Origin of the sequence: Bacterioplanes sanyensis, assembly GCF_014652515.1 — a bacterium.
GTDB classification, from domain to species: Bacteria; Pseudomonadota; Gammaproteobacteria; order Pseudomonadales; family Oceanobacteraceae; genus Bacterioplanes; species Bacterioplanes sanyensis.
This window is the reverse complement of the sequence record NZ_BMYY01000015.1, coordinates 57,506-83,314: the sequence shown is the minus strand read 5'-3', so window position 1 is coordinate 83,314 and position 25,809 is coordinate 57,506. Positions and strand designations below refer to the sequence as shown.

Annotated in this window: 24 protein-coding genes; 7 read left to right on the top strand and 17 right to left on the bottom strand. The window is 55.1% G+C overall.

Annotated features, from left to right (window positions below; genetic code table 11):
- Positions 1–133: 133 nt before the first annotated feature.
- The 17 genes from IE090_RS16340 to IE090_RS16260 all read right to left on the bottom strand — a co-directional run bounded on the left by IE090_RS16340 (position 134) and on the right by IE090_RS16260 (position 16,835).
- Positions 134–817: a hypothetical protein gene (locus IE090_RS16340; RefSeq protein WP_189390056.1), complete on the bottom strand. Its 684-nt coding sequence runs from the start codon at positions 815–817 to the stop codon at positions 134–136.
- A gap of 195 nt (positions 818–1,012) precedes the next feature.
- A complete protein-coding gene (locus IE090_RS16335; RefSeq protein ID WP_189390055.1) occupies positions 1,013–1,990 on the bottom strand; it encodes a tetratricopeptide repeat protein in 978 nt (325 codons plus the stop codon).
- Positions 1,991–2,034: 44 nt separating this feature from the next.
- Positions 2,035–2,361 (bottom strand): hypothetical protein, encoded by a 327-nt coding sequence (locus IE090_RS16330; RefSeq protein WP_189390053.1) that lies wholly within the window; start codon positions 2,359–2,361, stop codon positions 2,035–2,037.
- Between the two features lie 166 nt (positions 2,362–2,527).
- Positions 2,528–3,319, bottom strand: a complete 792-nt coding sequence (locus IE090_RS16325; protein WP_189390051.1) for an enoyl-CoA hydratase-related protein — start codon at positions 3,317–3,319, stop codon at positions 2,528–2,530.
- Positions 3,320–3,323: 4 nt separating this feature from the next.
- Positions 3,324–5,321: an acetoacetate--CoA ligase gene (locus tag IE090_RS16320; RefSeq protein WP_189390049.1), complete on the bottom strand. Its 1,998-nt coding sequence runs from the start codon at positions 5,319–5,321 to the stop codon at positions 3,324–3,326.
- Positions 5,318–6,232 (bottom strand): hydroxymethylglutaryl-CoA lyase, encoded by a 915-nt coding sequence (locus tag IE090_RS16315; RefSeq protein ID WP_189390047.1) that lies wholly within the window; start codon positions 6,230–6,232, stop codon positions 5,318–5,320. The genes IE090_RS16320 and IE090_RS16315 overlap by 4 nt, the downstream gene beginning before the upstream one ends.
- The gene (locus IE090_RS16310; protein ID WP_189390045.1) at positions 6,232–8,199 is read right to left on the bottom strand and encodes an acetyl/propionyl/methylcrotonyl-CoA carboxylase subunit alpha; all 1,968 of its coding nucleotides are present in this window, start codon (positions 8,197–8,199) and stop codon (positions 6,232–6,234) included. Before IE090_RS16310 ends, IE090_RS16315 begins: the two co-directional genes overlap by 1 nt.
- Entirely contained in the window at positions 8,196–9,026 is an 831-nt protein-coding gene (locus IE090_RS16305; RefSeq protein WP_189390043.1) for an enoyl-CoA hydratase/isomerase family protein, read from the bottom strand. The genes IE090_RS16310 and IE090_RS16305 overlap by 4 nt, the downstream gene beginning before the upstream one ends.
- An 8-nt stretch (positions 9,027–9,034) precedes the next feature.
- Positions 9,035–10,642 carry a carboxyl transferase domain-containing protein gene (locus IE090_RS16300; RefSeq protein ID WP_189390041.1) on the bottom strand — a complete coding sequence of 536 codons (1,608 nt, stop codon included), beginning with the start codon at positions 10,640–10,642 and terminating at the stop codon, positions 9,035–9,037.
- Complete coding sequence (locus IE090_RS16295; RefSeq protein ID WP_189390039.1) at positions 10,642–11,799, bottom strand: isovaleryl-CoA dehydrogenase; 1,158 nt, start codon at positions 11,797–11,799, stop codon at positions 10,642–10,644. Before IE090_RS16295 ends, IE090_RS16300 begins: the two co-directional genes overlap by 1 nt.
- A gap of 33 nt (positions 11,800–11,832) precedes the next feature.
- Positions 11,833–12,210: a MerR family transcriptional regulator gene (locus tag IE090_RS16290; RefSeq protein WP_189390037.1), complete on the bottom strand. Its 378-nt coding sequence runs from the start codon at positions 12,208–12,210 to the stop codon at positions 11,833–11,835.
- A 161-nt stretch (positions 12,211–12,371) separates the two neighbouring features.
- On the bottom strand, positions 12,372–12,962 hold the full coding sequence (locus tag IE090_RS16285; protein WP_189390035.1) for a LysE family translocator: 591 nt from the start codon (positions 12,960–12,962) through the stop codon (positions 12,372–12,374).
- A complete protein-coding gene (locus IE090_RS16280; RefSeq protein ID WP_189390033.1) occupies positions 12,963–14,660 on the bottom strand; it encodes a DUF885 family protein in 1,698 nt (565 codons plus the stop codon).
- Between the two features lie 105 nt (positions 14,661–14,765).
- The gene (locus tag IE090_RS16275; RefSeq protein ID WP_189390031.1) at positions 14,766–15,329 is read right to left on the bottom strand and encodes a hypothetical protein; all 564 of its coding nucleotides are present in this window, start codon (positions 15,327–15,329) and stop codon (positions 14,766–14,768) included.
- 4 nt (positions 15,330–15,333) lie between these two features.
- Complete coding sequence (locus IE090_RS16270; RefSeq protein WP_189390029.1) at positions 15,334–15,627, bottom strand: PA4642 family protein; 294 nt, start codon at positions 15,625–15,627, stop codon at positions 15,334–15,336.
- A 57-nt stretch (positions 15,628–15,684) separates the two neighbouring features.
- Positions 15,685–16,419, bottom strand: coding sequence for a tRNA (guanosine(46)-N7)-methyltransferase TrmB (gene trmB / locus IE090_RS16265; protein ID WP_189390027.1), 735 nt, complete (start codon positions 16,417–16,419; stop codon positions 15,685–15,687).
- A gap of 11 nt (positions 16,420–16,430) precedes the next feature.
- Positions 16,431–16,835 carry a DUF423 domain-containing protein gene (locus IE090_RS16260; protein ID WP_189390025.1) on the bottom strand — a complete coding sequence of 135 codons (405 nt, stop codon included), beginning with the start codon at positions 16,833–16,835 and terminating at the stop codon, positions 16,431–16,433.
- 151 nt (positions 16,836–16,986) lie between these two features.
- On the opposite strand from IE090_RS16260, the gene ubiD reads away from it, so the two are divergent.
- The 7 genes from ubiD to ggt all read left to right on the top strand — a co-directional run bounded on the left by ubiD (position 16,987) and on the right by ggt (position 25,798).
- Positions 16,987–18,453, top strand: coding sequence for a 4-hydroxy-3-polyprenylbenzoate decarboxylase (ubiD, locus tag IE090_RS16255; protein WP_189390023.1), 1,467 nt, complete (start codon positions 16,987–16,989; stop codon positions 18,451–18,453).
- Entirely contained in the window at positions 18,453–19,490 is a 1,038-nt protein-coding gene (locus IE090_RS16250; RefSeq protein WP_189390020.1) for a 2Fe-2S iron-sulfur cluster-binding protein, read from the top strand. Before ubiD ends, IE090_RS16250 begins: the two co-directional genes overlap by 1 nt.
- Positions 19,491–19,571: 81 nt before the next feature.
- On the top strand, positions 19,572–20,396 hold the full coding sequence (locus IE090_RS16245) for a mechanosensitive ion channel family protein (protein WP_189390019.1): 825 nt from the start codon (positions 19,572–19,574) through the stop codon (positions 20,394–20,396).
- 97 nt (positions 20,397–20,493) lie between these two features.
- The gene (locus IE090_RS16240) at positions 20,494–22,698 is read left to right on the top strand and encodes an EAL domain-containing protein (RefSeq protein ID WP_189390017.1); all 2,205 of its coding nucleotides are present in this window, start codon (positions 20,494–20,496) and stop codon (positions 22,696–22,698) included.
- Positions 22,699–23,105: 407 nt separating this feature from the next.
- The gene (gene coaD, locus IE090_RS16235; RefSeq protein ID WP_189390015.1) at positions 23,106–23,582 is read left to right on the top strand and encodes a pantetheine-phosphate adenylyltransferase; all 477 of its coding nucleotides are present in this window, start codon (positions 23,106–23,108) and stop codon (positions 23,580–23,582) included.
- Between the two features lie 44 nt (positions 23,583–23,626).
- The gene (locus IE090_RS16230; protein ID WP_189390013.1) at positions 23,627–23,884 is read left to right on the top strand and encodes a YfhL family 4Fe-4S dicluster ferredoxin; all 258 of its coding nucleotides are present in this window, start codon (positions 23,627–23,629) and stop codon (positions 23,882–23,884) included.
- A gap of 177 nt (positions 23,885–24,061) precedes the next feature.
- The gene (gene ggt, locus IE090_RS16225; RefSeq protein ID WP_189390011.1) at positions 24,062–25,798 is read left to right on the top strand and encodes a gamma-glutamyltransferase; all 1,737 of its coding nucleotides are present in this window, start codon (positions 24,062–24,064) and stop codon (positions 25,796–25,798) included.
- Positions 25,799–25,809 lie beyond the last annotated feature (11 nt).

Sequence of the window (25,809 nt, the reverse complement as noted above, 5' to 3'; positions counted from 1 at the left end):
TGGGTCATGTGTCGTCTCTTTTTGCATAGGATAAAGAAATGACACAGAATTCTGAACACTACCGTGTTATGTGTTTTCATGGCCCCATAATGCGCTGGGGCCGAAGGATTTGGGTTTAACTTAGATTAGATATTTAAAGCACATATTTTTCATATGTCTTCTGACTAATTTTCTGCAAGGTGCTGATGTGAAATATGCTGTAATATGGCGGCATGATTAAATCTCTAAATTCCTCTCTGGAAAGATTGTCCACTTCACGAATTTTTCTCAGATTATTTCTCATCCCATCCTGTGATATAAATAGATTGTCGATGTGAAGCCTCCACTCATCTATAAGCTCTTTGTTGTCTTTGAGCTGGAGTTCTAGCAGTCTTTGGTTTGACCTTATTCTGTTAGCAATGGCATCAGTCTTCGAAAGAGCTTTCCTGTGAATCTCGATAATATAGAATTTTTTCTTCCGGACCTTATTCATATCAAATTTATAGTTGTATTCTGATACATTAAATTCTTTAAGATGATTGAAACACTCAGACTGCCAGGTCAAGAGGAGCGATTCACAGTCTGAATAAATACGTGATACTAGGTCTGTAACTTGGTCCGCCTTCTTAATATCCCGCCACTGGTTAGCAGATTTGCTTGCCACTTTTGCAGAGTAGGCTGATGCCAGGGCTGCCGTCCCAGTAAAGAGAGCCCCCATTGTTCCAATCACTAGCGAGGCCCATTCCTTGCCCCAACTATAAGCGCCTGCAACCACAAAGAACAAAATCAGCATGATTGCTGACCAGAGCATAATGGTGTTGATTTTTTGTAGGTTCATGTAGGTGTGTTCTAAATTTTGAGTTCTTCTGTTTTGGTGGAAATGCCATTCTTTCTTACCGCTCTCGCGGCTACTAGGTTAACACGCTTAATCCAGTCCAACTCTAGGAACGTCTGAGCGCACTCACTTAGATAGAGCTTGTCGAAAGGCACGGAGTGATCTTGGTGCATGACGATAGGATGTGTTGGTAGCCCTTCAATGCGTACTGTAGTGATACTGACATTGCTGCTCTCCTGTGGCCGAATAGAAGGCAGCTTTACCTTTGTGCTTCTCTGCAAGTTCAGTTTCCCCCATTTCCTCATAGGCATGCACCAAAAGCCTATGAAGGGCTGGGTCTTCGGGGTTGATCAATAGAGCTTTATGGTATTCATCAACAGCAAAGCCGAAGTCTCCAGAATTAGAATATATGTGACCTAGGTGAGATCTTGATGATACGGTTTCATTGCCGCTAGCGTGAAAGTCATGCAGTACAGATTCTGCCTTTTTCATCTGCCCTGAACAGTAATAGATATGAACCAGCACGTCTGTGGCGTCTGGAGCAAAAGGAGCATCTGAGAATATTTTTTCCAGCTGATGTATGGCTCTATCATTTAATCCGTGTGAATGTAGCGCAAGACTATAAAATAGGCGAACAGGCCTTTTGTTATCAGCACTAGCTAGCAGTTCATCATAAATTCTAAAAGATTCTTTTTCTATTCCATTAATATTATTCAAAATCATTGCTTTTAATAAAAGCAGTCTTTGTTTCTCCTCGCCGGAAATATCAAATTTTTCATTGATGTATTCATCGATAGCATCAAAGCGACCAACTCTTAAGAAATAAATCAAGCGCAACCCAACATGATAGCCATCCTCTCCATCTTCAAGTGCTGAGAGTCTATCTATATTTCTCCTTGCTTTCTCAAGAGTGATCATTTCGTTTTTTTCAAGGCTAAACTCTCCTCGGGGCTTCTCCCATAGAAGTAGACCGGGTGCCTCAACCTCCAAGCCAAGTAACCCCATGGTTTCTTCAACCAATTTTTGAATTTCGTGCTCCCTGTTCTGCTCATCAGTACCGGCATTTAAGTTATAACCTAACAGAGCTACAACAACACCAGTTGCCGCCACAATAACACCCGCTGCTGTTACCAGAACGCTTGCATGACGTACAAATACATTGGTCACTTTACCCAAAAAACGCCTCCTTTATCTGAGCTATCAGATATGAAAAAACTGTCCTACTCACCCGCCACGCGATCCAACTGGGTTGTCCAGTAGGCATTGGCCTTGCCACGCTCAGCGGCGCTGGCACCGGCGTCATAGCCCACGCGGCAACGTCCGCCACGTTCTTTATCTATATAGCCAATGGGGTAGGTCTTGCCTTGGTATATGCACTGAGGGCGGCGGTCGACGCATTGGCCGTCGATGATGGTGAAGTTGATCTGGGTAACGTAGGGGTCGGTCTTGCTAGCCTTTTGCCAGCAGCTCAGCAGGTTTTCCTCGGCTTGGGCATGGGTGGCGATGGCGGCGGCGGTAAGCATGCCTATATAAAGTAGGTGCTTCATGATTCGTCCCTGATTTGGTCTATGAGTAAAGAGTAGCGCCGAAAGCGGCCACAGAAAAGCGGCACAGATCCCTCAAGAAAGGCATAGGGCTTGGAGGATTTCAGAAATATCTGCGTTGATTTTGTTACGTTAAAGAATCACCCCGTGCGCGAGCACACATCCACCCCTACAACTTAAAACTCTCCGCATGATGCAACTGCCCCTGCAACTGCGCCGCGGCATCTAACGCCTGATCAAGCGTTTGCTGTTGAGCTTCTAACAATAAGCGCTTGGTTTCGCGCAATACCCGGCCGTCGTGCACTGCCATTTGCCGCGCTAAGCCGAGGGCTGTGTCCAACAGCTGATCGTCGGCTACTACTTGCATCACCAAATTCATGGCCAGTGCTTCGTCGGCGCTAAAACGCCGGCCCGTCAGTGCCATGGCCATGGCATGCTGCATGCCCACCCGCCGTGGCAGCAGCCAAGCACCGCCGTCGCCGGGAATCAGCCCCAGCTGAATAAAGCTTTCGGCAAACACCGCAGAGCGTGCAGCAATGGCCATATCACACATGCACACCAGATCATTACCGGCGCCAATGGCGGCGCCGTTGACGGCAGCAATGGCCGGCACTTGCAAGCGGGCAAAGGCACGCGGAATGCGCTGAATATAGTTGCGGTAATTATCGCTCAGTTGGCTTTCATCGCCGGCAAACATGCCGCTGCGCGCCTGCATGGCTTTGATATTGCCGCCGCCGCTAAATACGCCATCACTGCCGGTCAGCAACAGTACTTTAACTGGCTGCTCACTCGACTGTGAGGCATTGATTTCATCGATCAGCTGTTCGATGGCGTCGATCATATCGGCATCGGAAATGGCATGTTTGAGCGCAGCCCGGTTAAAGGTCGCCAGTACGATGCTGGGCTCATCATTGCCGTCGTGGCGGCGTTCTACCAATAATGCCGGGCTGCTGTCGGTCATGCGGTTAGTCCTGTTGTAGTGCGGCGATGTTTTTAAAGTGCTCCAACGCTTGGGGGTTGGCCAATGCGTCGGTATTTTTTACCGGCTCTCCGTGCACCACGTTACGTACCGCCAGCTCCACCAGCTTGCCACTGATGGTGCGCGGCAATGCCGGCACCTGAACAATTTTGGCCGGCACATGGCGTGGCGTGCAGTGCTCGCGAATGCGTTGGCGAATTTGCTGGCGCAGTTCATCGTCCAGTTGCAAGCCATCTGCCAACACTACAAAAAGCACCACCCGCACGTCATCTTGCCATTGCTGACCAATGGCGAGGCTTTCCTGCACTGTGGCTAATTGCTCTACTTGGCGATAGATTTCGGCGGTGCCAATGCGCACGCCGCCTGGGTTTAATACGGCATCGGAACGACCGTGAATGATCAGGCTGTTCCAGCTATGACCATCTTGCTCATGATCGCTGAACTCGGCGTAGTCGCCATGGGCCCAGACGCCTTCAAAGCGTTCAAAGTAGGCGCTGTGATAGCGCTCGCCGTCGGGGTCGTTCCAGAAGCCTACCGGCATCGAGGGAAAGGCATGGCGACACACCAGCTCGCCCTTTTCACCTGGCTGACACGGCTCGCCTTGGTCATTCCAAACATCTACCGCCATGCCTAGACCGGCGCATTGCAGCTCACCGCGGTACACAGGCAGCAGTGGATTACCTAAAGCAAAGCAAGAAACGATGTCGGTACCACCCGAGATGGAACACAGCGCCAAGTCATGGCCGATGGCGTTGTAGACATAGTCAAAGCTTTCATGGGCCAGTGGTGAGCCCGTCGATAGCAAGGTGCGTAGTTTTAACGAGCGTTCGATTGGGCGCTGCTCAGCCTTTTCCTGCGCACTGATGTACTTAGCGCTGGTGCCAAACACGGTGACACCTTCGTCCTCGGCCATTTGCCACAGTACTTCAGGCCCGGGATGAAACGGCGAGCCATCGTACAGCACCACAGTGGCTCCGGTGGCCAGGCCCGACACTAACCAGTTCCACATCATCCAGCCGCAAGTAGTGAAATAAAACAGCACATCGTCTGGGCCAACATCGGTGTGCAAGCGCAGCTCTTTAAGGTGCTGCAATAAGGTGCCGCCGGCGCCGTGCACAATGCATTTAGGCACGCCCGTGGTGCCTGAGCTGTACATGATATATAACGGGTGATCGAATGGCAGCGGCTCAAATACCAGCTCGCTGGTCGCATCAGTGTCTTCATGAGTCGCTAAAAACTCATGCCAGCTCCAAGCGCCGTTAGGCGTGCTTTCGCAGCCCGGATAAGGCACAGAAATTAGCTGTTCGGCCGATAACTGCAAGGCATCGCGCAGGGCTGCCACGCGCTCGCTGCAATCAATCCATTTGCCAGCATAAAAATAGCCTTGGGTCGCAATCAGCAGCTTGGGCTCAATCTGACCAAAGCGATCCAACACGCCGTTAAGGCCAAAATCCGGCGAGCAGGACGAAAATAAAGCACCGATACTGGCCGCCGCCAGCATGGTAATCACGGTTTCCGGTACGTTGGGCATAAAAGCGGCGACCCGGTCGCCAGCCCCAATGCCGCGCTGGCGCATAGCGCTGGCGGCTTTTTCTACCTGCTGATAGAGCTGGCGATAGCTCAGGCTGGTGCGAATATCTTGCTCACTGCGAAACACCAGAGCAGTTTTATCCGCCGTGTCATCGTTCATGGCAGGGCGCAATAAGTGCTCGGCAAAATTTAGCCGCGCGCCTTCAAACCAACGTGTTTGGCGCAAATCCTGAGATTCTTGCAGCACCTGAGTGGCTGGCTGGTGGGCTTGAATATCAAAAAACTGCCATAGCGACTGCCAAAACTCGCCGCGCTGCTCGATGCTCCACTGGTATAGCTCACTGTAGTGCTGAACATTGAGCTGACGGTGCTTGGCCAGCCAATGCATAAACTGCTGCATTTGGCTTTGCTGGCGTCGCTCGTGTGAGGCTTGCCATAATGCTTGAGTGCTCATCCCTGCTCCTTTTGCTGCTGTTTTGCGGCGATGGCTTTGCCAGCTTTACTGGCGTGGTCACGCTGCAATTGCTGTGATATCCAGGCGCCTGTGGCGGCCAGTTGCTGAAGGTCGACGCCACAATGCAGACCCAAACCCTGCAGCATATACACCACATCTTCACTGGCAACATTGCCCGAAGCGCCAGCTGCGTATGGACAACCGCCTAAGCCCGCCACCGAGCTGTCGACGGTGCGCACGCCTAGCTCCAGGGCGGCATGAATATTGGCCAGCGCCTGGCCATAGGTGTCGTGAAAATGCACCGCCAGCTGCGCAACGGGTAGCTGCATGGCCAGTGCGCGAATCAGTTCACGGGTTTGCTTTACCGTGCCAACGCCTATGGTGTCGCCCAGCGACACCTCATAGCAGCCCATTTCCAATAAGCTCTGACTGACATCCAGCACAGCATCGATGCTGACGTCACCCTGATAAGGGCAGCCCATCACCGTCGACACATAACCGCGGACCGGAATGCCAGCAGTGCGAGCCGCATCCACCACAGCACGCGCCCGCTCCAGCGATTCGGCCACGCTGCAGTTGGTGTTCTTTTGCGTGAAGGCATCAGAGGCGGCGGTAAACACCGCGACTTCTTGCGCATTGGCTGTAAGCGCGCCGTCTAGGCCACGCAGGTTGGGGGTTAATACGCTGTAGCGCACATCGGAGCGGGTTTTCAGTTGCTGCAATACGGCATCGCTGTCGGCCATTTGCGGCACCCACTTAGGCGAGACAAAACTGCCAGCTTCAATGCGCGTCAGGCCGCAATCTGCCAGTCGTTCGATCAGCTCACAGCGCAGCGCCACCGATAACGCTTGCGCTTCGTTCTGTAAGCCATCACGAGCGCCGACTTCAACCAGAGTTACGTGATCTCGCATTAGGCCGACTCCCCAGTCTGCAAAGCATCAGTCTGCACAGCATCGCTCAGCACCACCAGCTCATCGCCCTCGCGCACGCTGTCACCGGCTTCACATAACAGCTGTTCAACCACGGCATCGTGACCGGCGCGAATGCTGTGCTCCATTTTCATCGCTTCCATAATCATCAGCACGTCACCGGCTTTGACCTGATCACCCACCGCCACATTTACCGCTAAGACATGGCCCGACATAGGCGCATGCAAGCCGCCGTGATCGTCCTCTTGCTGTTCACCCAACCAACGCTGACGCACAAAGCGCTGACTGCCGTGCTGATCAAACAGCACCATATCGTCGTCTTTTACCAGCACCCACTGCTGTTGCGGTAACAGCTGATAGAGGCCGCCGCCATGGGGCTGCAGTTGGCTGGCGTAACTGTGCTCACCTAGGTGCCATAAGCCCTGCTCATGGCGCGCCTGTAGCTGGGTTTCACGGCCATCGGCCAGCATCAAGGTCAGCTGACGTGTGGCTGCTAGGTTGGGCTGAAAACCGTCAGCATGCCACGGGCTATGCGGCTGTGTTGCCAGCGTTGGTAGCAACAGCTCCACCAGAGCGGCACTGTGCCAAGCCGGCGTTGGGCTGGCTTGCCAATCACTGCGGTCGATTAAATCGGTACTGAGGTCGGCATCGACAAAGGCCGGGCAGCTGAGCAAGCGCAACAGAAAATCGCGGTTGGTTTTGACCCCGTCGATCAGCAAGTCGGCTAAGGCCTGGCGCATTAAACGCAACGCTTGCTCACGGGTGTCGCCATGCACGATCAGTTTGGCCAACATGGGGTCGTAATAGGGACTGACCATATCGCCCTGGCGCACACCACTGTCAATACGCACCTGAGTGGTAGCACGCGGTTCACGCCAAAGGTTAAGGGTGCCAAGGGCGGGTAAAAAGCCATTGTCTGGGTCTTCGGCGTACAAGCGCACTTCAATGGCGTGGCCAGTACAGCGCAGTTGCTCCTGCGTCAGCGGCAGGGCATGGCCACTGGCGACCAACAGCTGCCAGTGAACCAGGTCTTGGCCGGTGATCATTTCCGTTACTGGATGCTCCACCTGTAAACGGGTGTTCATTTCCATGAAATAAAACGAGCCGTCGGTATCGAGCAAAAACTCCACCGTGCCGGCGCCGACGTAGCCAATGGCGTGGGCAGCAGCCAAGGCGGCTTCGCCCATGCGCTGGCGCAATTCCGAGGTCATGCCTGGAGCCGGCGCTTCTTCAATGACTTTTTGATGGCGCCGCTGCACCGAGCAGTCTCGCTCAAACAGGTACACGCCATTGCCTTGCTGATCACAGAACACCTGCACTTCAACATGGCGTGGCTTACGCAAAAAACGCTCAATCAACAAGCGATCATCACCAAAGGCACTGGCAGCCTCACGCCGGGCAGCGGCGATTTCAGCGCCCAGATCGCTTTCTTGCTCGACGATGCGCATGCCTTTACCGCCACCGCCAGCACTGGCTTTGAGCAGCAGTGGGAAACCACAGCGCAAAGCTTCATCTAGCAGGCGTTCGTCAGTTTGATCGTCGCCGTGGTAGCCCGGCACTAAGGGCACATCACGGCCGCTTAACAGCGCTTTAGCGCTGGCTTTATCGCCCATGGCATCGATGGCATCGGCGGGCGGGCCAATAAAGGTCAAACCCGCCTCGGCCACGTCGCGGGCAAAGCCGGCATTTTCACTTAAAAAGCCATAGCCTGGGTGAATGGCATCAGCGCCGACCGCCTTAGCGGCAGCAAGAATTTTATCGCTGCGCAAATAGCTGTCGCTGGCTTCACTGGCGCCGATGTGCACGGCCTCATCCGCCATGCTGACGTGCTGGGCTTGGCGATCGGCATCGGAGTAGACCGCCACACTGGCAATGCCGAGGTCTTTTAAGGTGCGCATAATGCGCACCGCGATTTCACCACGGTTGGCGATTAAAACTTTTTGCATCATACCTTGTGCTCCTCGACAGGCGTTGGCTGCTCGGCTGGAGCAGGCTCCTTGTCCGGGGTTATTTGCCAAGCAGGCGAGCGTTTTTCTAAAAAGGCGGTCAGCCCCTCTTGGCCTTCATCACTGACGCGCAAACGTGCAATCAAATCACTGGTGGAATACAGCAAGGCATCGTTTAACTCAGTGCTCTGCTGCTGGATTAACTGCTTGGTGGCAGCCAAGGCACGCGGCCCATTGGCCACCACGGCTTGGCACCAGTGCTGTACTTGATCGAGCAGGTCTTCGGCCGCCACCACCCGATGCACTAGCTGCAGTTGCTGGGCTGTGGGCGCATCAATCAGCTCAGCCGTTAGCCAATAGCGTCGCGCCTGCCGCGGCCCCATGGCCGCTAACACATAAGGGCTGATGGTGGCTGGGCTTAAACCGAGTTTGACTTCGCTTAAGCAAAAGCGGGCGTTGTCCGCGGCCACTGCCATATCGCAGGCACAAATCAGCCCCAAGGCACCGCCAAACGCAGCGCCCTGCACCATGGCAATGGTGGGTTTGGGAAAGTCGTTCAGGGTTTTTAGCATTTGCGCCAACGCTAAAGCATCGGCTTGGTTGTCTTGCTGGCTGCCGTCTTTTTGCTGCTTCATCCAGTTTAAATCGGCGCCAGCGCAAAAGTGCTTGCCCTCGCCGGCCAGCACCAATGCACGCACGGTGTCGTCGTCTGCCAGGCGTTCAAACTGCTGTTGCAGCTCAGCGATTAGCTCGGCATTAAAGGCGTTGCCAACTTGCGGCCGGTTGAGTGTTAGGCGGGCTATGCCCTGTTCAATTGCAACGGTGAGCATAAGGCCTCCTACATGCGGAATACGCCGAAGCGGCTGGAGCAGGCTTCGGCTTGATAACAGCTAGACAATGCCAGCCCCAATACCCGACGGCTGTCGGCCGGGTCGATCACACCGTCATCCCACAGGCGGGCCGAGCTGTAATAAGGGTGGCCTTGGCGCTCGTATTGCTCGCGCACCGGCTGCTTAATGGCCTCTGACTGCTCATCACTCCAGCTTTGGCCTTTTTTCAGTGCCGCTTGCTCTTTCACCTGTGCTAATACACCAGCGGCCTGCTCACCGCCCATCACCGAAATACGAGCGTTGGGCCACATAAACATAAAGTTGGGGTCGTAAGCGCGGCCGCACATGCCGTAGTTACCGGCACCAAAGCTGCCGCCAATCACTAAGGTCAGCTTGGGCACATTGGCACAGGCCACGGCGGTCACCATTTTGGCGCCATGACGGGCAATGCCTTCGGCTTCGTATTTAGGGCCGACCATAAAGCCGGTGATGTTTTGCAAAAACAGTAAGGCGATACCGCGCTGCGCGCACAGCTGAATAAAGTGCGCGCCTTTTTGCGCCGACTCAGAAAACAGAATGCCGTTGTTCGCTACGATGCCGATGGGCATGCCATAAAGGCTGGCAAAACCACATACCAAGCTGGTGCCAAAGCGGGCCTTAAATTCATCAAACTCAGAGCCATCGACCAGCCGCGCAATCACTTCCCGCACATCAAAGGGCTGGCGGGTATCGCTGGGAATAATGCCGTACAGCTCATCGGCGCCATAGCGTGGCGGCGTAATCGGCTGGCTCGGTTCTGGGCTGGCTGGCCAGTTCAGGCGGGCAACGGCTTGGCGCGCCAGCTGCAGCGCATGGGCATCGTTCTCGGCCAGATGATCCGCCACGCCAGATTGCTGGCAGTGCAGCTCACCGCCGCCCAGCTCTTCGGCGCTAACCTCTTCGCCGGTGGCCATTTTCACCAGTGGCGGGCCAGCCAAGAAAATCGTGCCTTGGTTGCGCACAATAATGGATTCATCGGCCATGGCCGGCACATAAGCACCGCCTGCGGTGCAAGAGCCCATAACCACGGCAATTTGCGGAATGCCAGCGGCACTCATGTTGGCTTGGTTGTAAAAGATGCGACCAAAGTGATCGCGATCGGGAAAGACTTCATCTTGGCGTGGCAGGTTGGCACCGCCAGAATCCACCAAATAAATACAGGGCAAACGGTTTTGGCGGGCGATTTCCTGAGCGCGCAAATGCTTTTTCACCGTGATGGGGTAATAGCTGCCGCCTTTGACCGTGGCGTCGTTGGCGACCACCATGCATTCAACGCCATGAATGCGACCAATGCCTGCGACCACACCGGCGGCGGGAACGTCTTCGCCGGGGTAAACCTCATGGGCCGCCAGTTGGCCAATTTCTAAAAATGGGCTGCCGGCATCCAGCAGTTGGGCAACGCGCTGGCGCGGCGGTAATTTGCCACGCTCGATATGGCGCTGCATGGCGGCTTCGCCACCGCCACGCGCAATTTTCTCGGCCTGCTGGCGCAAGTCAGCGACTAGGGTTTGCATATGCGCTTGGTTTTGCGCAAAGGTCTCGCTTTTCAGCTCGACTCGGCTGTTGAGCACCGGCATTACAGATTCTCCTGCAGCATCTCACGACCGATCAGCATGCGTCGCACTTCTGAGGTGCCAGCACCGATTTCGTACAACTTGGCATCACGCAGCAAGCGGCCGGTATCGTACTCATTGATGTAGCCATTGCCGCCCAATAGCTGGATGGCATCCAGCGCCATTTGCGTGGCTTTTTCGGCGCAATACAGAATCACACCGGCGGCATCTTTACGGGTGGTTTCACCGCGATCACAGGATGCGGCAACGGCGTATAAATAGGCGCGACTGGCGTTCATGCTGGTGTACATATCGGCCAGCTTGCCCTGCACCAACTGGAAGCTGCCAATTGGCTTGCCAAACTGAGTGCGCTCGGCGACATAGGGCTTAACGATATCCATGCAGGCTTGCATGATGCCGGTCGGACCACCCGACAGCACCACGCGCTCGTAATCGAGGCCGCTCATTAACACCTTCACGCCCTCGTTGAGTTTGCCGAGAATATTTTCTACCGGTACTTCAACGTTATCGAATACCAATTCACAGGTGTTAGAGCCGCGCATGCCCAGTTTGTCGAGCTTAGGACTGCGCGAAAAACCGGCCCAGTCACGCTCAACAATAAAGGCGGTAATGCCGTGTGGACCTTTATCAAAATCGGTTTTGGCGTAAATCACGTAGACATGGGCATCTGGGCCATTGGTGATCCACATTTTGCTGCCATTGAGCACATAGTGATCGCCTTTTAAGTCAGCCCGCAGTGTCATGGATACTACGTCCGAGCCAGCATTGGGCTCACTCATGGCCAGCGCACCAATGTGCTCGCCGCTCACCAGCCTGGGTAAATACTTTTCTTTTTGCGCCTCAGTGCCATTGCGGTGAATCTGGTTCACACACAGATTCGAGTGCGCACCGTACGACAAGCCCACCGAGGCCGATGCACGGCTGATTTCTTCCATGGCGACGACGTGGGCCAGATAGCCCATATCGGCACCACCGTACTGCTCGCCGACGGTAATGCCCAGCAACCCCTGCTCGCCAAAGCGGCGCCACATCGGCATTGGGAATTCGTTATGTTTGTCGACCTCCGCCGCTATCGGAGCCAATTCCTTTTGCGCAAAGCCATGGACCTGTTCACGCAGCATGTCTAGGGTTTCGCCTAGGCCAAAGTTAAAATCTTTCATGGCCAACCTCCTAATGAAATGTATTGTTATTTTTCAGTGCTCTAGCGCCTGACGGGCCTTTAACTCGGCATCGTCAAGCTCTTCCATCATGCGTTGAATATCGTGCAGCTGTTGCTGCAATTGCTGGCGGCGGCGATCAATGGCCGACAACAATGACTCCAGCTGCGGCCGATTGGCCGAGGGGTCGTACATATCAATCAGCTCACGGCTTTCTGCCAGCGACAGACCCAAGCGCTTGCCGCGCAAAATTAGCTTTAACCGTACCCTGTCTTGGGCTGAGTAAATGCGCGTTTGCCCTTCACGTTTGGGGCTCAGCAGCCCTTCTGCTTCGTAAAAGCGAATGGTGCGGGTGGTGATATCAAACTCATCCGCTAGGTCGCGAATGCTGTAGGTGCGCTCTTTAACGCTCATAGGCAGCCTTCTATTTGCAATTACGTTTACGTTAACGTAAACCAAAAAGCGGCGACAATGGTGCTGGCTCGAATAGCCCTATGGGTGATTAAGCGCGCAAACAGGCGCCGTTAGCGCTATTGAAAGAAATGAAGTGCAGTGCTTGACCGGAGAGACGCTGGTTACAGCACTGCCGGCATAATGGAGAGCAGCAGCAACATAGCCATGCTGAGGTTGAAGGCTTTTTGCCGTTTAGGTGGCTGCAAATAGCGCTTTAATAGCCGACCAAACACCAGCCACAACAGGCCGGTGGGAATGGCGGTGAGCAAAAACACGCCAGCAAACAGCAGCGCCTGTTGCCAAGGAGCGGCATCGACCGAGCCATACACAGCCACCGCACCCGTGACCATCATCCAGGATTTACCGTTGATCCACTGCAGCAGCGCTGCCTTGGTAAAACCAATGGGCGCAGGTTTATCTTGCTCCAGCTGGCTCACCGGTGCTGTAGCCAGCAGCCAGGCCAAATAAGCGATATAGGCCAGGCCCAGCCACTGTACCCAGTCGACCAAGCCTGTGCCCTGCAAACCGCTGCTGAGGCCAAAGGCCACCAGCCACACCATGGCCGGAAAGCCCAACACAATGCCAGCGAATAGCGGCAAGCTGTTGCGCACCCCGTAGTTAGCACCGGCGGCCATCAACAAGATGTTGTTAGGCCCCGGCGTGACGGCGGTAATAAAGGCAAACAGCAATAGAGGAGCCAGTGTCGTCAGCAATTACAGGTATCCGTAGTGCTCAAAGACCTTGCGCAAGCTGGCCACTGGCATGCAACCCGACTTGAGATAAACACTGTGGAATTGACGATCCAGCTCGTCGGAGTCCAGCTGTTTTTTATTGGCATCCATGATGTCTTGCTTTAGCTGCCACACCATGCGGTTGCCCGTTAAATAGCTGAGCGGATAACCTTGCTCGCTGCTGTACCAGTTCAGCTCTGCTTGCACCCGACCATCGGTAAAGCCAGTGGCGGTTTTCAGCAATTTGGCCGCATTTTCAAACGGATCGTCACTGCTGAAATCCAGATCCAGGCCGACCTGCAAATAGTCTTTATTACCGGTCATAAAGTACAAGTCGATACCGACCCGCGCGACCAGACGCAAAATCTCACGCTTGGTGACAAAGCGCACTTCATCCACGATATCGTCACTGACGTAGCCAATATCGAGCATGTAATCTTCCAGCATGGTGGTCCAGCCTTCGGCATGCTCATTGGCAGAGTAGATGCGACGAATAAAGGACTCGTGCAACGCCGCCGAGGCAAACTGCAAATGATGGCCTGGTATACCTTCGTGCACCATCATCATTGGGATGCCAAGCTGATTGTGCTCTGCCAGTTGATCTTCTTTTAATGTTAAATACACCATGCTGGTTTTTTCGCCTTCACGCAGCGCCAGCGGTGGCCACATAGCGCCAGCGGGAATTACCGGCTCGAGAAAATCGGGCGTTTGCAAAATACGCATGCTTTGCTGCTCGGGCAGCGGGAACAGAGCATTTTTTTGAATAAAATCTTCAATTTTCTGGCGGTGCTCATGGTAATAATCCAACACCGAATCCAAACGCTCACCTTTAATTTCAGCGGAGTAATGATTATTTAAGAATTCATGCAAATCCGCTTGGCTGGTGGTGGCGTCAAGGTCGTATTTTTTTACCAGTTTGCTGGTCAGCTCCGCCAGCAGCTGCTGGGTTTCAGCCATAAACTCGCTGGCCATGGCCGCCAGTTGCGCAGGGGTTTTATCTATTTGGCGCAGCGCTAACAGCTCTTTGACCTTGTCTTCACCAATGGCAAAGTCGTCAATGGTATCGCGACTTTTTAGCTCATTAAGGTAATCACCCAAAGCCTTATTACAGGCCTCAATCGCCGCTTTCAGCTCGGCCAGCTTGCCATAGCCGATTTGCTCGGCCCAAGCGTAAATGGTGTCGAACAGCGATGGAATGCCTTCACCTTGCTCCAACTCGGTGGCGCGCCAGCGCGTAATGGGCTGGGTAATCACCTGCAGCTCCGTGCTCAGGTAAGCTGGCGCCATTTGCAGGCGTGACAAGATGTCGTCCAGACGTGGCTCGGGTTCACGCTCATCGTTAATAAACAGTTGGAAGATACCGGCGCTGATGCCATCCACACCGTTTGGCATGCGACGGCGCTGTGGCTCGCCGTGCTGCTGCAGGTTATGAAAAAACAGGTCCAGCTTGAGCGAGCGCTGCATCAGCTCAATATCCAGCTGCTGCTCAAAACCGTCGGTTTCTACTTGCTGCAGCTGCTCCAGCAGCGCTGCTGCCGCTTGCATATGCTGCTGCTCAGCTTCTAGGCTTGGGTCGCCCAAGCGATCAGAGTCTTCTAATACACCCAGCGATAGCCGGGTATCTAGGTCGCTTAAAACGTGCTCACGGTAGGCTTGCTCGGCTTGACGAAAAGTCAGCATGGCTATTCTTCTCCAAAATATTGGGCGCTCTCTTAGCAGCGCGATGGCGGCAGGCTAGAGCAAATTGAGCAGGGAGGGAAGTGTGTGTAGCAATGCTTGGATGGTTTACTGGCGGTCAGCGGCTGCGGGTTTAACATGGTCTAACCCCTTGTTGATCAATAAGATCATCGCGCCACTGATTAATAACATCAGGCTATTCAGCGCCGCAGCGAAGAGGGCGATGCTGACATAATCTGGCGCTAAACCACTGTCGTCCTTAAGCCAAGGTGAGACGGTTATTGCCAACGCCATAATCAGCACGGCTATCAGTAAGCACGGCAAGGCTTTCAAACGCCACCGCGTTATGGCGCGTGGTAGATAGGCGCGCCCCCACTGCCAGCCAAGACTTAAGCCATAAAATAACAACGATAAAGTAGCGATTGAAATGCTCAATAACCGTTGCGCTGCAGCATCGCCGCGTTGCGCATCCAGCGCCCAATAAGGGCCTCGGCGCAGTGGCTCGAACAGCTCACCACAGCAAGCAATCAATTGCTCGCTCAGTTGATAAAGTGCGTTATCTGAATAATAAGAGAGCAGTAACAACAAACTGCCCAGCCAAACACTGATATACCCCGCCAGTAAAATGCTGCGGAGCACATCGAACAACTGGCGAAGCAGTATGGTTAGCACCGACTTATGCGTCAGCAGCCTGCTTTAAAATAGCGGCATACTCCGCGCCTTGGGTATGGCTAGCCATCACCTCAATCGCACTGCGGCCCTGCAAATCCGTCGCTTGCACGTTGCGACCTTCGGCCGCAAATAATGCAACAAACTGGGCAAAGGTCGCTGGCACCATATGGCGATAAGCACGAATCAATGCCAAGTGGTCAGGGTCGGTACCGTCGTGGCTGTCGACCTGCATAAATTCGCGCAACTGCTGCTCGCTCCAGTCACCGCCAAATACTTTTTCTTTGTCTTTTTTTTGCATGGTTTCTCCCGCGCGTTTGCTCGCCTGGCTGTAGCCAAGTCTATTTTTTACTGTCCGTCAGTCCACTTTTTTGTACATCAAGTCCCACACGCCATGACCTTTGCTCTCACCGCGCTTTTCAAACTTAGTGAGCGGGCGGTGTTCTGGCCGCGGCACACACTGACCACGGCCGGCGATGTTTTCATAGCCTTCGGCCACATCCATCACCTCGAGCATGTGCTCCATATAAGGCTCCCAGTCGGTGGCCATATGGAAAATACCACCCGGCTTGAGAATACGGCGCAGGGTTTGCGCAAACTCCGGCTGCACAATGCGGCGCTTATGGTGTTTTTTCTTATGCCAAGGGTCGGGGAAAAACAGCTGCACCGTATCGATGCTGTTGTCTGGCAGCAGCTTGAGTACCTCGATGGCGTCATCTTTGTAGGTGCGCAAGTTGCTCACCCCGGCTTCTTCGGCCAGGTGCAGCAGCGAACCGACGCCGGGCAAGTGCACTTCGACGCCAATAAAGTCTTTTTCGGGTGCCGCCGCCGCCATGGCCGCCAACGACTGTCCCATGCCATAGCCAATTTCAAATACCACGTGGCCGTCACGGCCAAACACCTGCTTAGGGTCGATCGGACCATCGCTGAGTTCCAGCCCCATCACTGGCCACTGGCGCTCCAGCGCACCCTGCTGACCCTTGGTCAAACGGCCGGCACGAATCACAAAGCTCTTGATGCCACGTCGATACTCAGGCTTGTCCGTTTGCCCTTGCGTGCTGTCCTGCGTTTCTGAATGCTTTTCGTCAGTCAAACCACAAACCTTTATCTGTTAATTACGCCTGGCGAGAACCTTAGCCCTGCCATACCAATCGACCACCACGCCACTAGCCAACTGATGCCGCCGATTGGAGTGATGCTACCAATGGCACTGACGCCACTGACGGCCAATACATAGAGGCTACCGCTAAACAACAGCAAGCCCACCAGCAAAGCCCAGGCGGCACGCACCAGCCATAAACGGCAAATTTGCGGCAGCGGCTGAGTCATCACCAAGCCCACCGCCAATAGCACCACGGCATGCACCAAATGGTACTGCACGCCGGTCTGATAAATCGCCAGCCACTTGGGCTCTAATACTTGTTTCAAGCCGTGGGCACCAAAGGCACCCAAAGCCACACCACTGAATCCGGCCGCGGCGGCCAGCATGACTGCACTTCGTGCTCGCATGAATACTTCCGGTCGCTGAAAGGCGGCGCAGTATAACAACTGACCAATGCGGCGAGTAGCGCCAGAAGCCGCAACGCTTGTACAAGTTTTGCAGCGGATTTTACCGCCCACTGGTATACTCGCCGCACACTGAGCAAGTGAGGCTGACATCGTGAAATACGCAGATCTGCGTGACTTCATCAAGCTGCTGGAAAAGCGCGGCGAGCTCAAACGCATCAAGCAAGAGATCGACCCCCATCTGGAAATGACCGAAATCGCCGACCGCACCTTGCGCAAAGGCGGCCCGGCACTGCTGTTCGAAAACCCCAAGGGCTACGACATGCCGGTGTTGGCCAACCTGTTTGGCACCCCCGAGCGCGTCGCCTTAGGCATGGGTGAAGACTCCACCGAGGCGCTGCGGGAAGTCGGCAAGCTATTGGCCTTTTTAAAAGAGCCCGAGCCGCCCAAGGGCATGAAAGACGCGTGGTCGAAACTGCCGATCTTTAAAAAAGTGCTGGCCATGGGGCCGAAAGAGGTCAAAAAAGCGCCGTGTCAGCAAGTGGTGCTGGAAGGCGACGATGTCGATCTCAGCAAAATTCCCGTGCAGCACTGCTGGCCTGGCGATGGCGGCCCACTGATTACCTGGCCTTTGGTGATTACCAAAGGGCCACACAAAGAACGCCACAATTTAGGGATATACCGCCAGCAAGTGATTGGCAAAAACCGGGTCATTATGCGCTGGCTTAGTCACCGTGGCGGTGCGTTGGATTTTCAAGAGTGGCAGCAAGCGCATCCGGGGGAGCCGTTCCCAGTGTCGGTGGCGCTGGGCGCCGACCCAGCGACGATTTTGGGTGCCGTCACGCCCGTGCCCGACACCCTGAGTGAATACGCCTTTGCTGGCCTGCTGCGCGACAGTCGCACCGAGCTGGTAAAAAGCATTGGCAACGAGTTGATGGTGCCGGCCTCGGCCGAAATTGTATTAGAGGGTGTGATTCACCCCGGCGATACCGCCCCGGAAGGGCCATTTGGCGACCATACCGGCTACTACAACGAAGTCGATCACTTCCCGGTATTGACGGTCGAGCGCATTACCCAGCGCCAAGATCCGATTTATCACAGCACCTACACCGGCCGCCCGCCCGATGAGCCGGCGATTCTAGGGGTGGCATTGAACGAAGTGTTCGTGCCCATTTTGCAAAAGCAGTTTCCGGAAATTGTCGATTTTTATCTGCCACCGGAAGGCTGTTCCTACCGCATGGCGGTGGTCAGCATGAAGAAACAATACCCAGGCCATGCCAAGCGCGTGATGATGGGCGTGTGGTCGTTTTTACGCCAGTTTATGTACACCAAGTTTGTGATTGTGGTGGACGACGATGTCGATACTCGCAACTGGGAAGATGTGATTTGGGCCATTACTACCCGCATGGACCCAGCGCGCGACACCACATTGGTGGAAAACACCCCCATCGATTACCTCGACTTTGCCTCGCCGGTGTCGGGCCTGGGCTCAAAAATGGGCATGGACGCCACCAATAAGTGGCCAGGCGAAACCGAGCGTGAATGGGGCACCCCCATCGTCATGGACCAAGCCGTTAAAGACAAAGTCGATGCCCTGTGGGACAAGCTCGGGATCGACTGATGGCCACGGTGACCTTTCAGCCGTCCGGCCTTAGCATCACTGCCGAGGCCGGCGAAACCATCGCCGCCGCAGCCGAGCGCCAAGGCATTCAACTGCGTGTGAGCTGCGCTAATGGCGTTTGCCAAATTTGCAAAGGCGAGCGACTGACAGGCACTGTGCACTGTCGCAACTCACTGGCCCAGACAATACTTGAGCAACACAATCAGGTATTATGCTGCGCCTGCGAACCGATCAACCATATTGAGCTGTATATGACCGACGTCCATACCCGCGACCACAAACCCGAAGTGACTCTGGCCTGCCAGGTGCCGGTGGTCGAGCTGTTGGCCGACAATATTTACCGCGTTGAGCTACTGGCACCTGCCGGCACTCAGTTCGACTTTTGGCCCGGCCAATATGTGCTGTTACACGTCGTTGATGAGCAAGGTCAGCCGCAGCAGTTCCCCTATTCCATTGCCAGCATTCCCTCTGCGCTCTCGGGCCAGGGCGACGGGCGCCGCTTACAGCTGCACATTGCCGCCAACAGCGATACCGCCAATGCCGTTATTCAACAGCTAAAAACCGCCGTGGTGGTGAAGGCCACCCTGCCCGGCGGCGATTGCATTTTAACGCCGGAGTTTATCCAGCAGCATCGCCAGCAGCCGCTGATTATGGTAGCGGCTGGCAGCGGTTTTTCGCAGATTAAAGCTCTGACCGAGGCGGCCTTGGCCCTTAACCCAGAGCAAGAGATTCATATTTATTGGTCTAACCGCGCCCGCATCGGCTTTTATTTGCCCGAGCTGCCGCGCCAGTGGGCCCATGAGTATGCCAATGTGCATTACCACCCGGTGATCGAGCAACACGCCGACGACTGGCAAGGCCGTGCCGGCTGGCTGTATCAGATGATTCATGAAGACTTTGACGACCTAAGCCAGGTACAGCTGTTTGCCTGCGGCTCGCCTAATATGGTGTACGGCACCCTTGACCAGTTGGCGCCACTGGGGCTGACCCAGGCCAATATGCACTCCGACGTATTCGCCTACGCACCGCGTGACTGATCAGCGCAGTTGATATCCCAGGTAGCGACTGGCATGGTCAAGCCATCAATTAATGCGGCTGGGCCGCTATTTGGAGGCAACATGAACTGGGATTTCAACATCAACCCGGATGTCATCTGGCACGGCTATGTATTGCCTTGGGGCGTGCAACTGCTGATGGCGTTGCTGGTGTTCTTGATCGGTCGACTGCTGGCCAAAGCACTGACCCGCATGGCCGCTGCTGCCATGACCAAGGCCAAGCTGGACCCCATTCTCACGGAGTTCCTAACCACGGTGGCCGGCTCAGCCTTGACGCTGCTGGTGATCGTGCTGGCGCTGTCGCAACTGGGACTGGATACCACATCATTAGTCGCCCTGCTGGGTGCCGCCGGTCTGGCAGTCGGCTTGGCATTAAAAGATTCGTTATCGCACTTTGCCGCCGGCACCATGCTGATCTTATTTCGGCCATTCAAAGTGGGCGATTATGTGGAGGTTGATGGCGTGGCGGGTTCGGTCAGCCGCATCACCATTTTCAGTACGCGCTTAACCACGCCAGATAACCGTGTCGTGACCGTGCCCAACGGCAATGTGTTCGGCAATACCATGACCAACTACTCGGAAGAAAAGCTGCGCCGCATCGACCTGGTGATCGGCATCGACTACGGCAGCGATCTGCGCCTCGCCAAGCAGCTGCTCATCGATCTGCTGGAGCGCCATCCGAAAATTCTGAAAGACCCTGCCCACACGGTGGCGGTGTCGGAATTGGCCGATTCGTCAGTCAACTTTGTGGTGCGTCCTTGGGTCAAGGCCGAGGACTACTGGCCCGTGCGCTTTGAGCTGCTAGAGACCATCAAACTGCGCTTTGATGAGGCCGGTATTGAAATTCCTTTCCCACAAATGACCATTCACTCCAACAGCAGCGACTGATTCACCCACTCACCCGGTGACAAATCTCCGTCGCCGGGAAACTGTTCTCTTGCGCTTCCTCTGCTAGCTTTACAGGGAACAAAAACGGACGAATCGCATGCTGACCGAGACGGCTCAACCGGTTAAAACCAGCGCCCAACTTCCCCTGATCGCACTGATGCCAGTGGCCTTGATTGCCATGGCGGAAGTGTCGCGCTTGTTCAGCATCAACGGCTTAGCGATTTCCGCTATCTGGCCGGTCACCGCGTGGTTATGTGCTTGCTGGTTGAACGGTTATCGGCTGGCGTTTTTGCTGCAGATTCCTGCCCTGTTTGCCTGGTGCTATGGCTGGCAAGACTACAGTGTGGCCATCGCAGCAGGGGTGACGGTATCCACCTCTACCGGCGCTTGGTTAGCCGCCAGCGGGCTGAACCGACTGACGCGCATTCCCACTCAAGGCGCCAGCAGCGTGCGCCAGCTGTCGGCGTTTTATGGGTTAGCGGTGCTGGCCGCTACCGCTTTGGTGGCCTTGGGAGGCAGCCTGAGCCTAATACTCGGCGCCCCCGACTACCAAGATTTCTTGCTCATCGACGTGTGGCTCAGTTACTGGGCCTTTGAGGCCCTGGGCATGCTGTTGTTTTTACCCTTGCTGTGGCCTCTGCTGGCCTCACCCGCGAGGTTTGTCCGCCAGCTGAATGCTGACTTTGCGCCGCTGGCGATGCGCATTTGGCTAGGGCTGCTGATACTGCTGATCGGCTCGACCCTGAGCTTTGATTTGCTGCAAAATGCCACCTACGCCAGCGTCGCCATGCTGGTGTATTTCCCGTTGTTTTTCTGGTTTTTCCTGCGTGCCGCCGTCAGCAGCAGCACCTTGATGATTGCTGTCACTGTGATTGGCCTCATCGTTTGCCTGATCAACGGCTGGGCCGGCCTGCAGGCCATTAGCAGCGTGCAAGGGCTGCTCGACACCATTGCGTTGGCCATTTTGGTAACGCTGGCCGCACAACTGGTGAATGTTATGGCGCAAGAGCGCAATCGGCTGCTCAAGCATTTTCGCCGCCAGACCGTCACCGACAGTCTTACCCGTCTCGGCAATGACCGAGCATTGCGACAGCAACTCGACGCCCTGCTAAAAAAACAGCAACACGCCTACCTGGCCTACTTTCGCATGATGGACACCGGCCCACTAACCGACCTGTTTGGCCTCGATGCCATGCACTTGCTCGAACAGGAGTTAGGCAGCGGTTTAAACCAGCAACTGCCCGCCAACAGCCCTTGCTTTCGCCTCAGCGAGGGCGATTTTGCCGCGCTGTTGATCAGCGAACCACACCAAGCCGAAGACATCCTGACGCAATTGCGCCAACTGCATCTGCGCCTGGAGCAGCAAGCCTTTGCCGTTGCCGAGCGGCCAGTGCGGCTACGTCTGGCGCTGGGCCTAGTGCGCATCGATGGTCAACTGGACGACGCCAGCCAATATCAACAGGCCGCCGCCCAGGTGGCTTACCAAGCCAGCCAGCAACCGCGGCGCTGGCAACAGTTAGACGACACCGCCGAGCTGATCAACCAGCAGCGCAGCAATGCCAAAGTGTTCAACCAGGTGCGCCAAGCGCTGCGTGACAACCGCTTGTTGCTGTACGCCCAGCCCATTCAGCCCGTGCAGCGGCCAGCCCAAGGGCTGTACTTCGAGGTGCTATTACGCATGGCCGGTGATGACGGCGGTGTGATCAGCCCCGGCGTGTTTTTGCCCGTTGCCGAGCAATCCGGCTTGATGGCGGATATCGACCGCTGGGTGATTCGCCATACCCTTCTGCAACTGCAACCCGAGCTGGTGGCTTGCTGCTCGATTAATTTATCGGGCGCCAGCCTATCTGCGCCCGACACCTTGAGCTTTATTCGGTTGAGCATCGAGCAATCGTTGGTTCGACCACAACAGCTGCGCTTTGAAATCACCGAGACTGAGCAAATCGTCGATCTTCACGCCGCGACTGAGTTGGTCAAAGGCTTGCGCCAGCTGGGTTGCAGTGTTGCCTTAGATGACTTTGGTACTGGACTGGCCAGTTACGCCTACCTTAAACAGTTTGCTTTTGATTGCATCAAAATCGACGGCCAGTTTGTGCGCGATATTCGCACCAGCGCCGCTGACCAGGCTATTGTCAGCAGTATTTGCCAAGTCGCGCGGCAGCAGCAGTTGGCTGTGGTGGCTGAGTTTGTCGAAGATGAAAGCAGCATCCAACTGCTCAGTGACTTGGGCGTCGACTTTCTGCAAGGTTATGCCATTGGCCACCCGCAGCCCCTCACTCCATGGCTCGCTGGCGCTTATTAACACTCAGGCTAGATCCTGCAGAGACTCGCTACGGAATATAAACAATCGAGCGCACCATTACGGCCGCACAATATCGCTCTGCCTACAGCTGGCCAGAAAATCGATAAATTGTCGCACCACAGGCAATCGACTCAACCACTGACTGGGCGTTGGTCGTCAGTTGCTGCCGCCAGAGGTCAGAAACTCACATGCTGGCGGCAGGCCGCTCACGTCAGAGTGAGCATCGAGCTTTGCAGAGTTTCTCTGGCCAAAATACCGACACAGAATTGATTGAGCAGGCTTGATTCATAGCAAGCCCTACCGATTAGGTTTGGCAGGGTTTGTCCTTTTTGTTTACTATGCGCCCGAGACGGGCCAAACCACTGGCCGTCCCACCGTGATGATAGCAACCAGTACAAGGGCTAATTATGAATACGGTCGTTTATCCAGGCACCTTTGATCCCATCACCAATGGACATACTGATCTGGTGGAACGCGCCGCGCGTCTGTTTGACCACATTATTATTGCCGTCGCAGACAATCCTAAAAAACAGCCCATGCTGGACTTAGATACCCGTGTTGATCTGGCGCGCGATGTGCTCGGACACTTACACAATGTCGAAGTTACCGGCTTTGATAACCTGTTGTCTGACTTTGTGCGTGAGCACAATGCCAATATCATTTTGCGCGGCCTGCGTGCGGTATCTGACTTTGAATACGAATTCCAGCTCGCCAATATGAACCGTGTGTTGGCGCCGAATGTTGAGAGCATGTTCCTGACTCCGGCAGAGAAGTACTCTTATATTTCATCCACGCTGGTGAGAGAGATCGCGTCTTTAAACGGCGACGTCAGCAACTTCGTTCACCCGAGCGTTGCCAAAGCCCTGCAAAAACGCGTCAGTTAACCTGTGTGCCCATCCGCTTGCGGATGATATGACGGAGGTATGTCATGGCGTTGATTATCACCGATGAATGCATCAACTGTGATGTATGCGAACCCGAATGCCCGAACGAGGCAATCTCGCCGGGCGAAGAAATCTACGAAATCGATCCAGCCAAATGCACTGAGTGTGTTGGCCATTACGATGAGCCCCAGTGCCAGTTGGTGTGCCCAGTCGACTGCATTCCACACGATGAAAATAATCAGGAAACGCAAGAAGAGCTGGAAGCCAAATACGAGCGCTTAACCGGCAAAAAAATCGCCTAAGCAGGCTCTCACCACAGGCCGGTCACGCAACTGGCCTGTGTGTCACCTCTGCCCTCTGCCTAGTCCCCTGCTATTTGCGCCAAATCGACGCCCAATAACCGCCGACAACATGACAGCCACGGCGCTCGCCCTGTATGCTCGCTGATTCCTAGCATTGCCCAACGGAGACCAATAATAATGAGGCAAGCAAAGACCATTCTTACCTTATTCGTTAGCCTTTGGCTGCTAGCAGCCTGTAGCAGTACCCCAGAAGAAGTTCGCACCACACCGGGCGCCACACCCGGCTCAGTGGCCATTGCCAGCGCCCACCCCATGGCCACCCAGGCCGGGCTCGATGTGCTGGCCGCCGGTGGCAATGCCGTCGATGCCGCCATTGCCGTGGCCGCCTCACTCGGGGTGGTTGAACCTTACGCAGCCGGCATAGGCGGAGGTGGTTTCTGGCTGATTTATAACGCTGCTGAAGACAAATATCGCTTTATTGATGCCCGCGAAACGGCGCCCAAAGCGGCCCACCGCGACTATTACCTGAAAGACGGCAAACCAGATCGCGACCGCTCGATTAACGGCCCATCAGCCGCGGCCATTCCAGGCCAGCCCGCCGCCTTTGCTTACTTGTCGCAGCGCTATGGCCTATTGCCATTAGCGCAACTGCTGCAGCCGGCCATTGAGCAGGCACGCAATGGTTTTGCGGTTGATAAGCGCTACCAGAAGTTGGCCAACTTTCGCCTGCACTACATGCAGCGCTACCCAGCCACGGCTAAGATCTTCCTGCATAACAATCACATCCCCCCCATCGGCCACCGCATTGTGCAGCCAGAGTTAGCAACAACACTGGAGCTGCTGGCCGAGCAAGGTAAAGCGGGTTTTTATCAAGGCGAACTCGCCCAAACCCTGGTCAATGCCGTTCAGGAAAATGGCGGCGACTGGACACTGGAAGATCTGGCCAGCTATCAAGTGGTAGAGCGTGAGCCCATCTTCTTTGAATACGGTGAGCACACCATTGTCAGTGCGCCGCCACCGTCGTCCGGTGGCATTGCCTTGGCGCAAATGCTGCGCATGCTCGATGCCTACCAACAGCAAACAGGCACCGACTGGCGCCAGCTCGACAAAGTAGCGCAAGCTCACTTGCTCACTGAGGTAATGCGCCGCGCTTATCGTGATCGCGCTGAGTTCTTGGGCGACCCGGATTTTTATCAGGTACCGGTTGAAAAGCTTTTATCCGATCAGCGTGCAGCGGACTATGCCACCAGCATTGATGCCCATAAAGCGTCCGTTAGCTTAGAGATGCAAGGCCCTGCCAACTTGCACGAAGGTCGCCACACCACTCATTTATCCGTGCTAGACAAGTACGGCAATCGGGTGTCTGCCACATTGAGCATCAACTTGCCGTTCGGCTCGGCCTTTACCGTCGCAGGTGTGGTTTTGAACAACGAAATGGACGATTTTTCGTTAGCCCCTGGCGTGCCCAACAGCTATGGCTTAGTGGGCGCTGAGGCCAATGCCATTGAAGGCGGCAAGCGACCACTGTCGAGCATGACGCCCACCATGATCGAAAGCTGCGATCAAATCGCCATTCTCGGTGCACCGGGCGGCAGCCGCATTATCACCCAAGTGCTGTTAGGTACACTAGGGCACATTCAAGGACAGTCTGTGCACGAGTGGGTCAGCCAGCCCCGTTTCCATCATCAGTATTTGCCTGACCGTATCCAAATGGAGCCAACGACCTTTACCCGCGCAGAGCAAACGGCGCTGCGAGCTATGGGGCATGAAGTGCGCTCTGTCGGTCGCCAGTATGGCAATATGCAGGCCATTGTTTGGGATGTGCACAACAGTAAGGTGAGTGCAGCCTCAGACCCCAGAGGTGTCGGTGAAGCCAAAGTACTGACGGTACCTCAGCTAAATGCTCAGCAGTAAATTGCAGACAA

Excerpts from the sequence above, each read along its gene's own strand:
- IE090_RS16310 (WP_189390045.1), bottom strand. The coding sequence starts at position 8,199 with ATGATGCAAAAAGTTTTAATCGCCAACCGTGGTGAAATCGCGGTGCGC.
- IE090_RS16270 (WP_189390029.1), bottom strand. The coding sequence starts at position 15,627 with ATGCAAAAAAAAGACAAAGAAAAAGTATTTGGCGGTGACTGGAGCGAG.
- IE090_RS16315 (WP_189390047.1), bottom strand. The coding sequence starts at position 6,232 with ATGCGAGATCACGTAACTCTGGTTGAAGTCGGCGCTCGTGATGGCTTA.
- IE090_RS16300 (WP_189390041.1), bottom strand. The coding sequence starts at position 10,642 with ATGCCGGTGCTCAACAGCCGAGTCGAGCTGAAAAGCGAGACCTTTGCG.
- ggt (WP_189390011.1), top strand. The coding sequence starts at position 24,062 with ATGAGGCAAGCAAAGACCATTCTTACCTTATTCGTTAGCCTTTGGCTG.
- IE090_RS16340 (WP_189390056.1), bottom strand. The coding sequence starts at position 817 with ATGAACCTACAAAAAATCAACACCATTATGCTCTGGTCAGCAATCATG.
- IE090_RS16240 (WP_189390017.1), top strand. The coding sequence starts at position 20,494 with ATGCTGACCGAGACGGCTCAACCGGTTAAAACCAGCGCCCAACTTCCC.
- IE090_RS16230 (WP_189390013.1), top strand. The coding sequence starts at position 23,627 with ATGGCGTTGATTATCACCGATGAATGCATCAACTGTGATGTATGCGAA.
- IE090_RS16280 (WP_189390033.1), bottom strand. The coding sequence starts at position 14,660 with ATGCTGACTTTTCGTCAAGCCGAGCAAGCCTACCGTGAGCACGTTTTA.
- IE090_RS16325 (WP_189390051.1), bottom strand. The coding sequence starts at position 3,319 with ATGACCGACAGCAGCCCGGCATTATTGGTAGAACGCCGCCACGACGGC.
- IE090_RS16260 (WP_189390025.1), bottom strand. The coding sequence starts at position 16,835 with ATGCGAGCACGAAGTGCAGTCATGCTGGCCGCCGCGGCCGGATTCAGT.
- IE090_RS16320 (WP_189390049.1), bottom strand. The coding sequence starts at position 5,321 with ATGAGCACTCAAGCATTATGGCAAGCCTCACACGAGCGACGCCAGCAA.
- IE090_RS16330 (WP_189390053.1), bottom strand. The coding sequence starts at position 2,361 with ATGAAGCACCTACTTTATATAGGCATGCTTACCGCCGCCGCCATCGCC.
- IE090_RS16305 (WP_189390043.1), bottom strand. The coding sequence starts at position 9,026 with ATGCTCACCGTTGCAATTGAACAGGGCATAGCCCGCCTAACACTCAAC.
- IE090_RS16290 (WP_189390037.1), bottom strand. The coding sequence starts at position 12,210 with ATGAGCGTTAAAGAGCGCACCTACAGCATTCGCGACCTAGCGGATGAG.
- IE090_RS16295 (WP_189390039.1), bottom strand. The coding sequence starts at position 11,799 with ATGAAAGATTTTAACTTTGGCCTAGGCGAAACCCTAGACATGCTGCGT.
- IE090_RS16245 (WP_189390019.1), top strand. The coding sequence starts at position 19,572 with ATGAACTGGGATTTCAACATCAACCCGGATGTCATCTGGCACGGCTAT.
- IE090_RS16250 (WP_189390020.1), top strand. The coding sequence starts at position 18,453 with ATGGCCACGGTGACCTTTCAGCCGTCCGGCCTTAGCATCACTGCCGAG.
- coaD (WP_189390015.1), top strand. The coding sequence starts at position 23,106 with ATGAATACGGTCGTTTATCCAGGCACCTTTGATCCCATCACCAATGGA.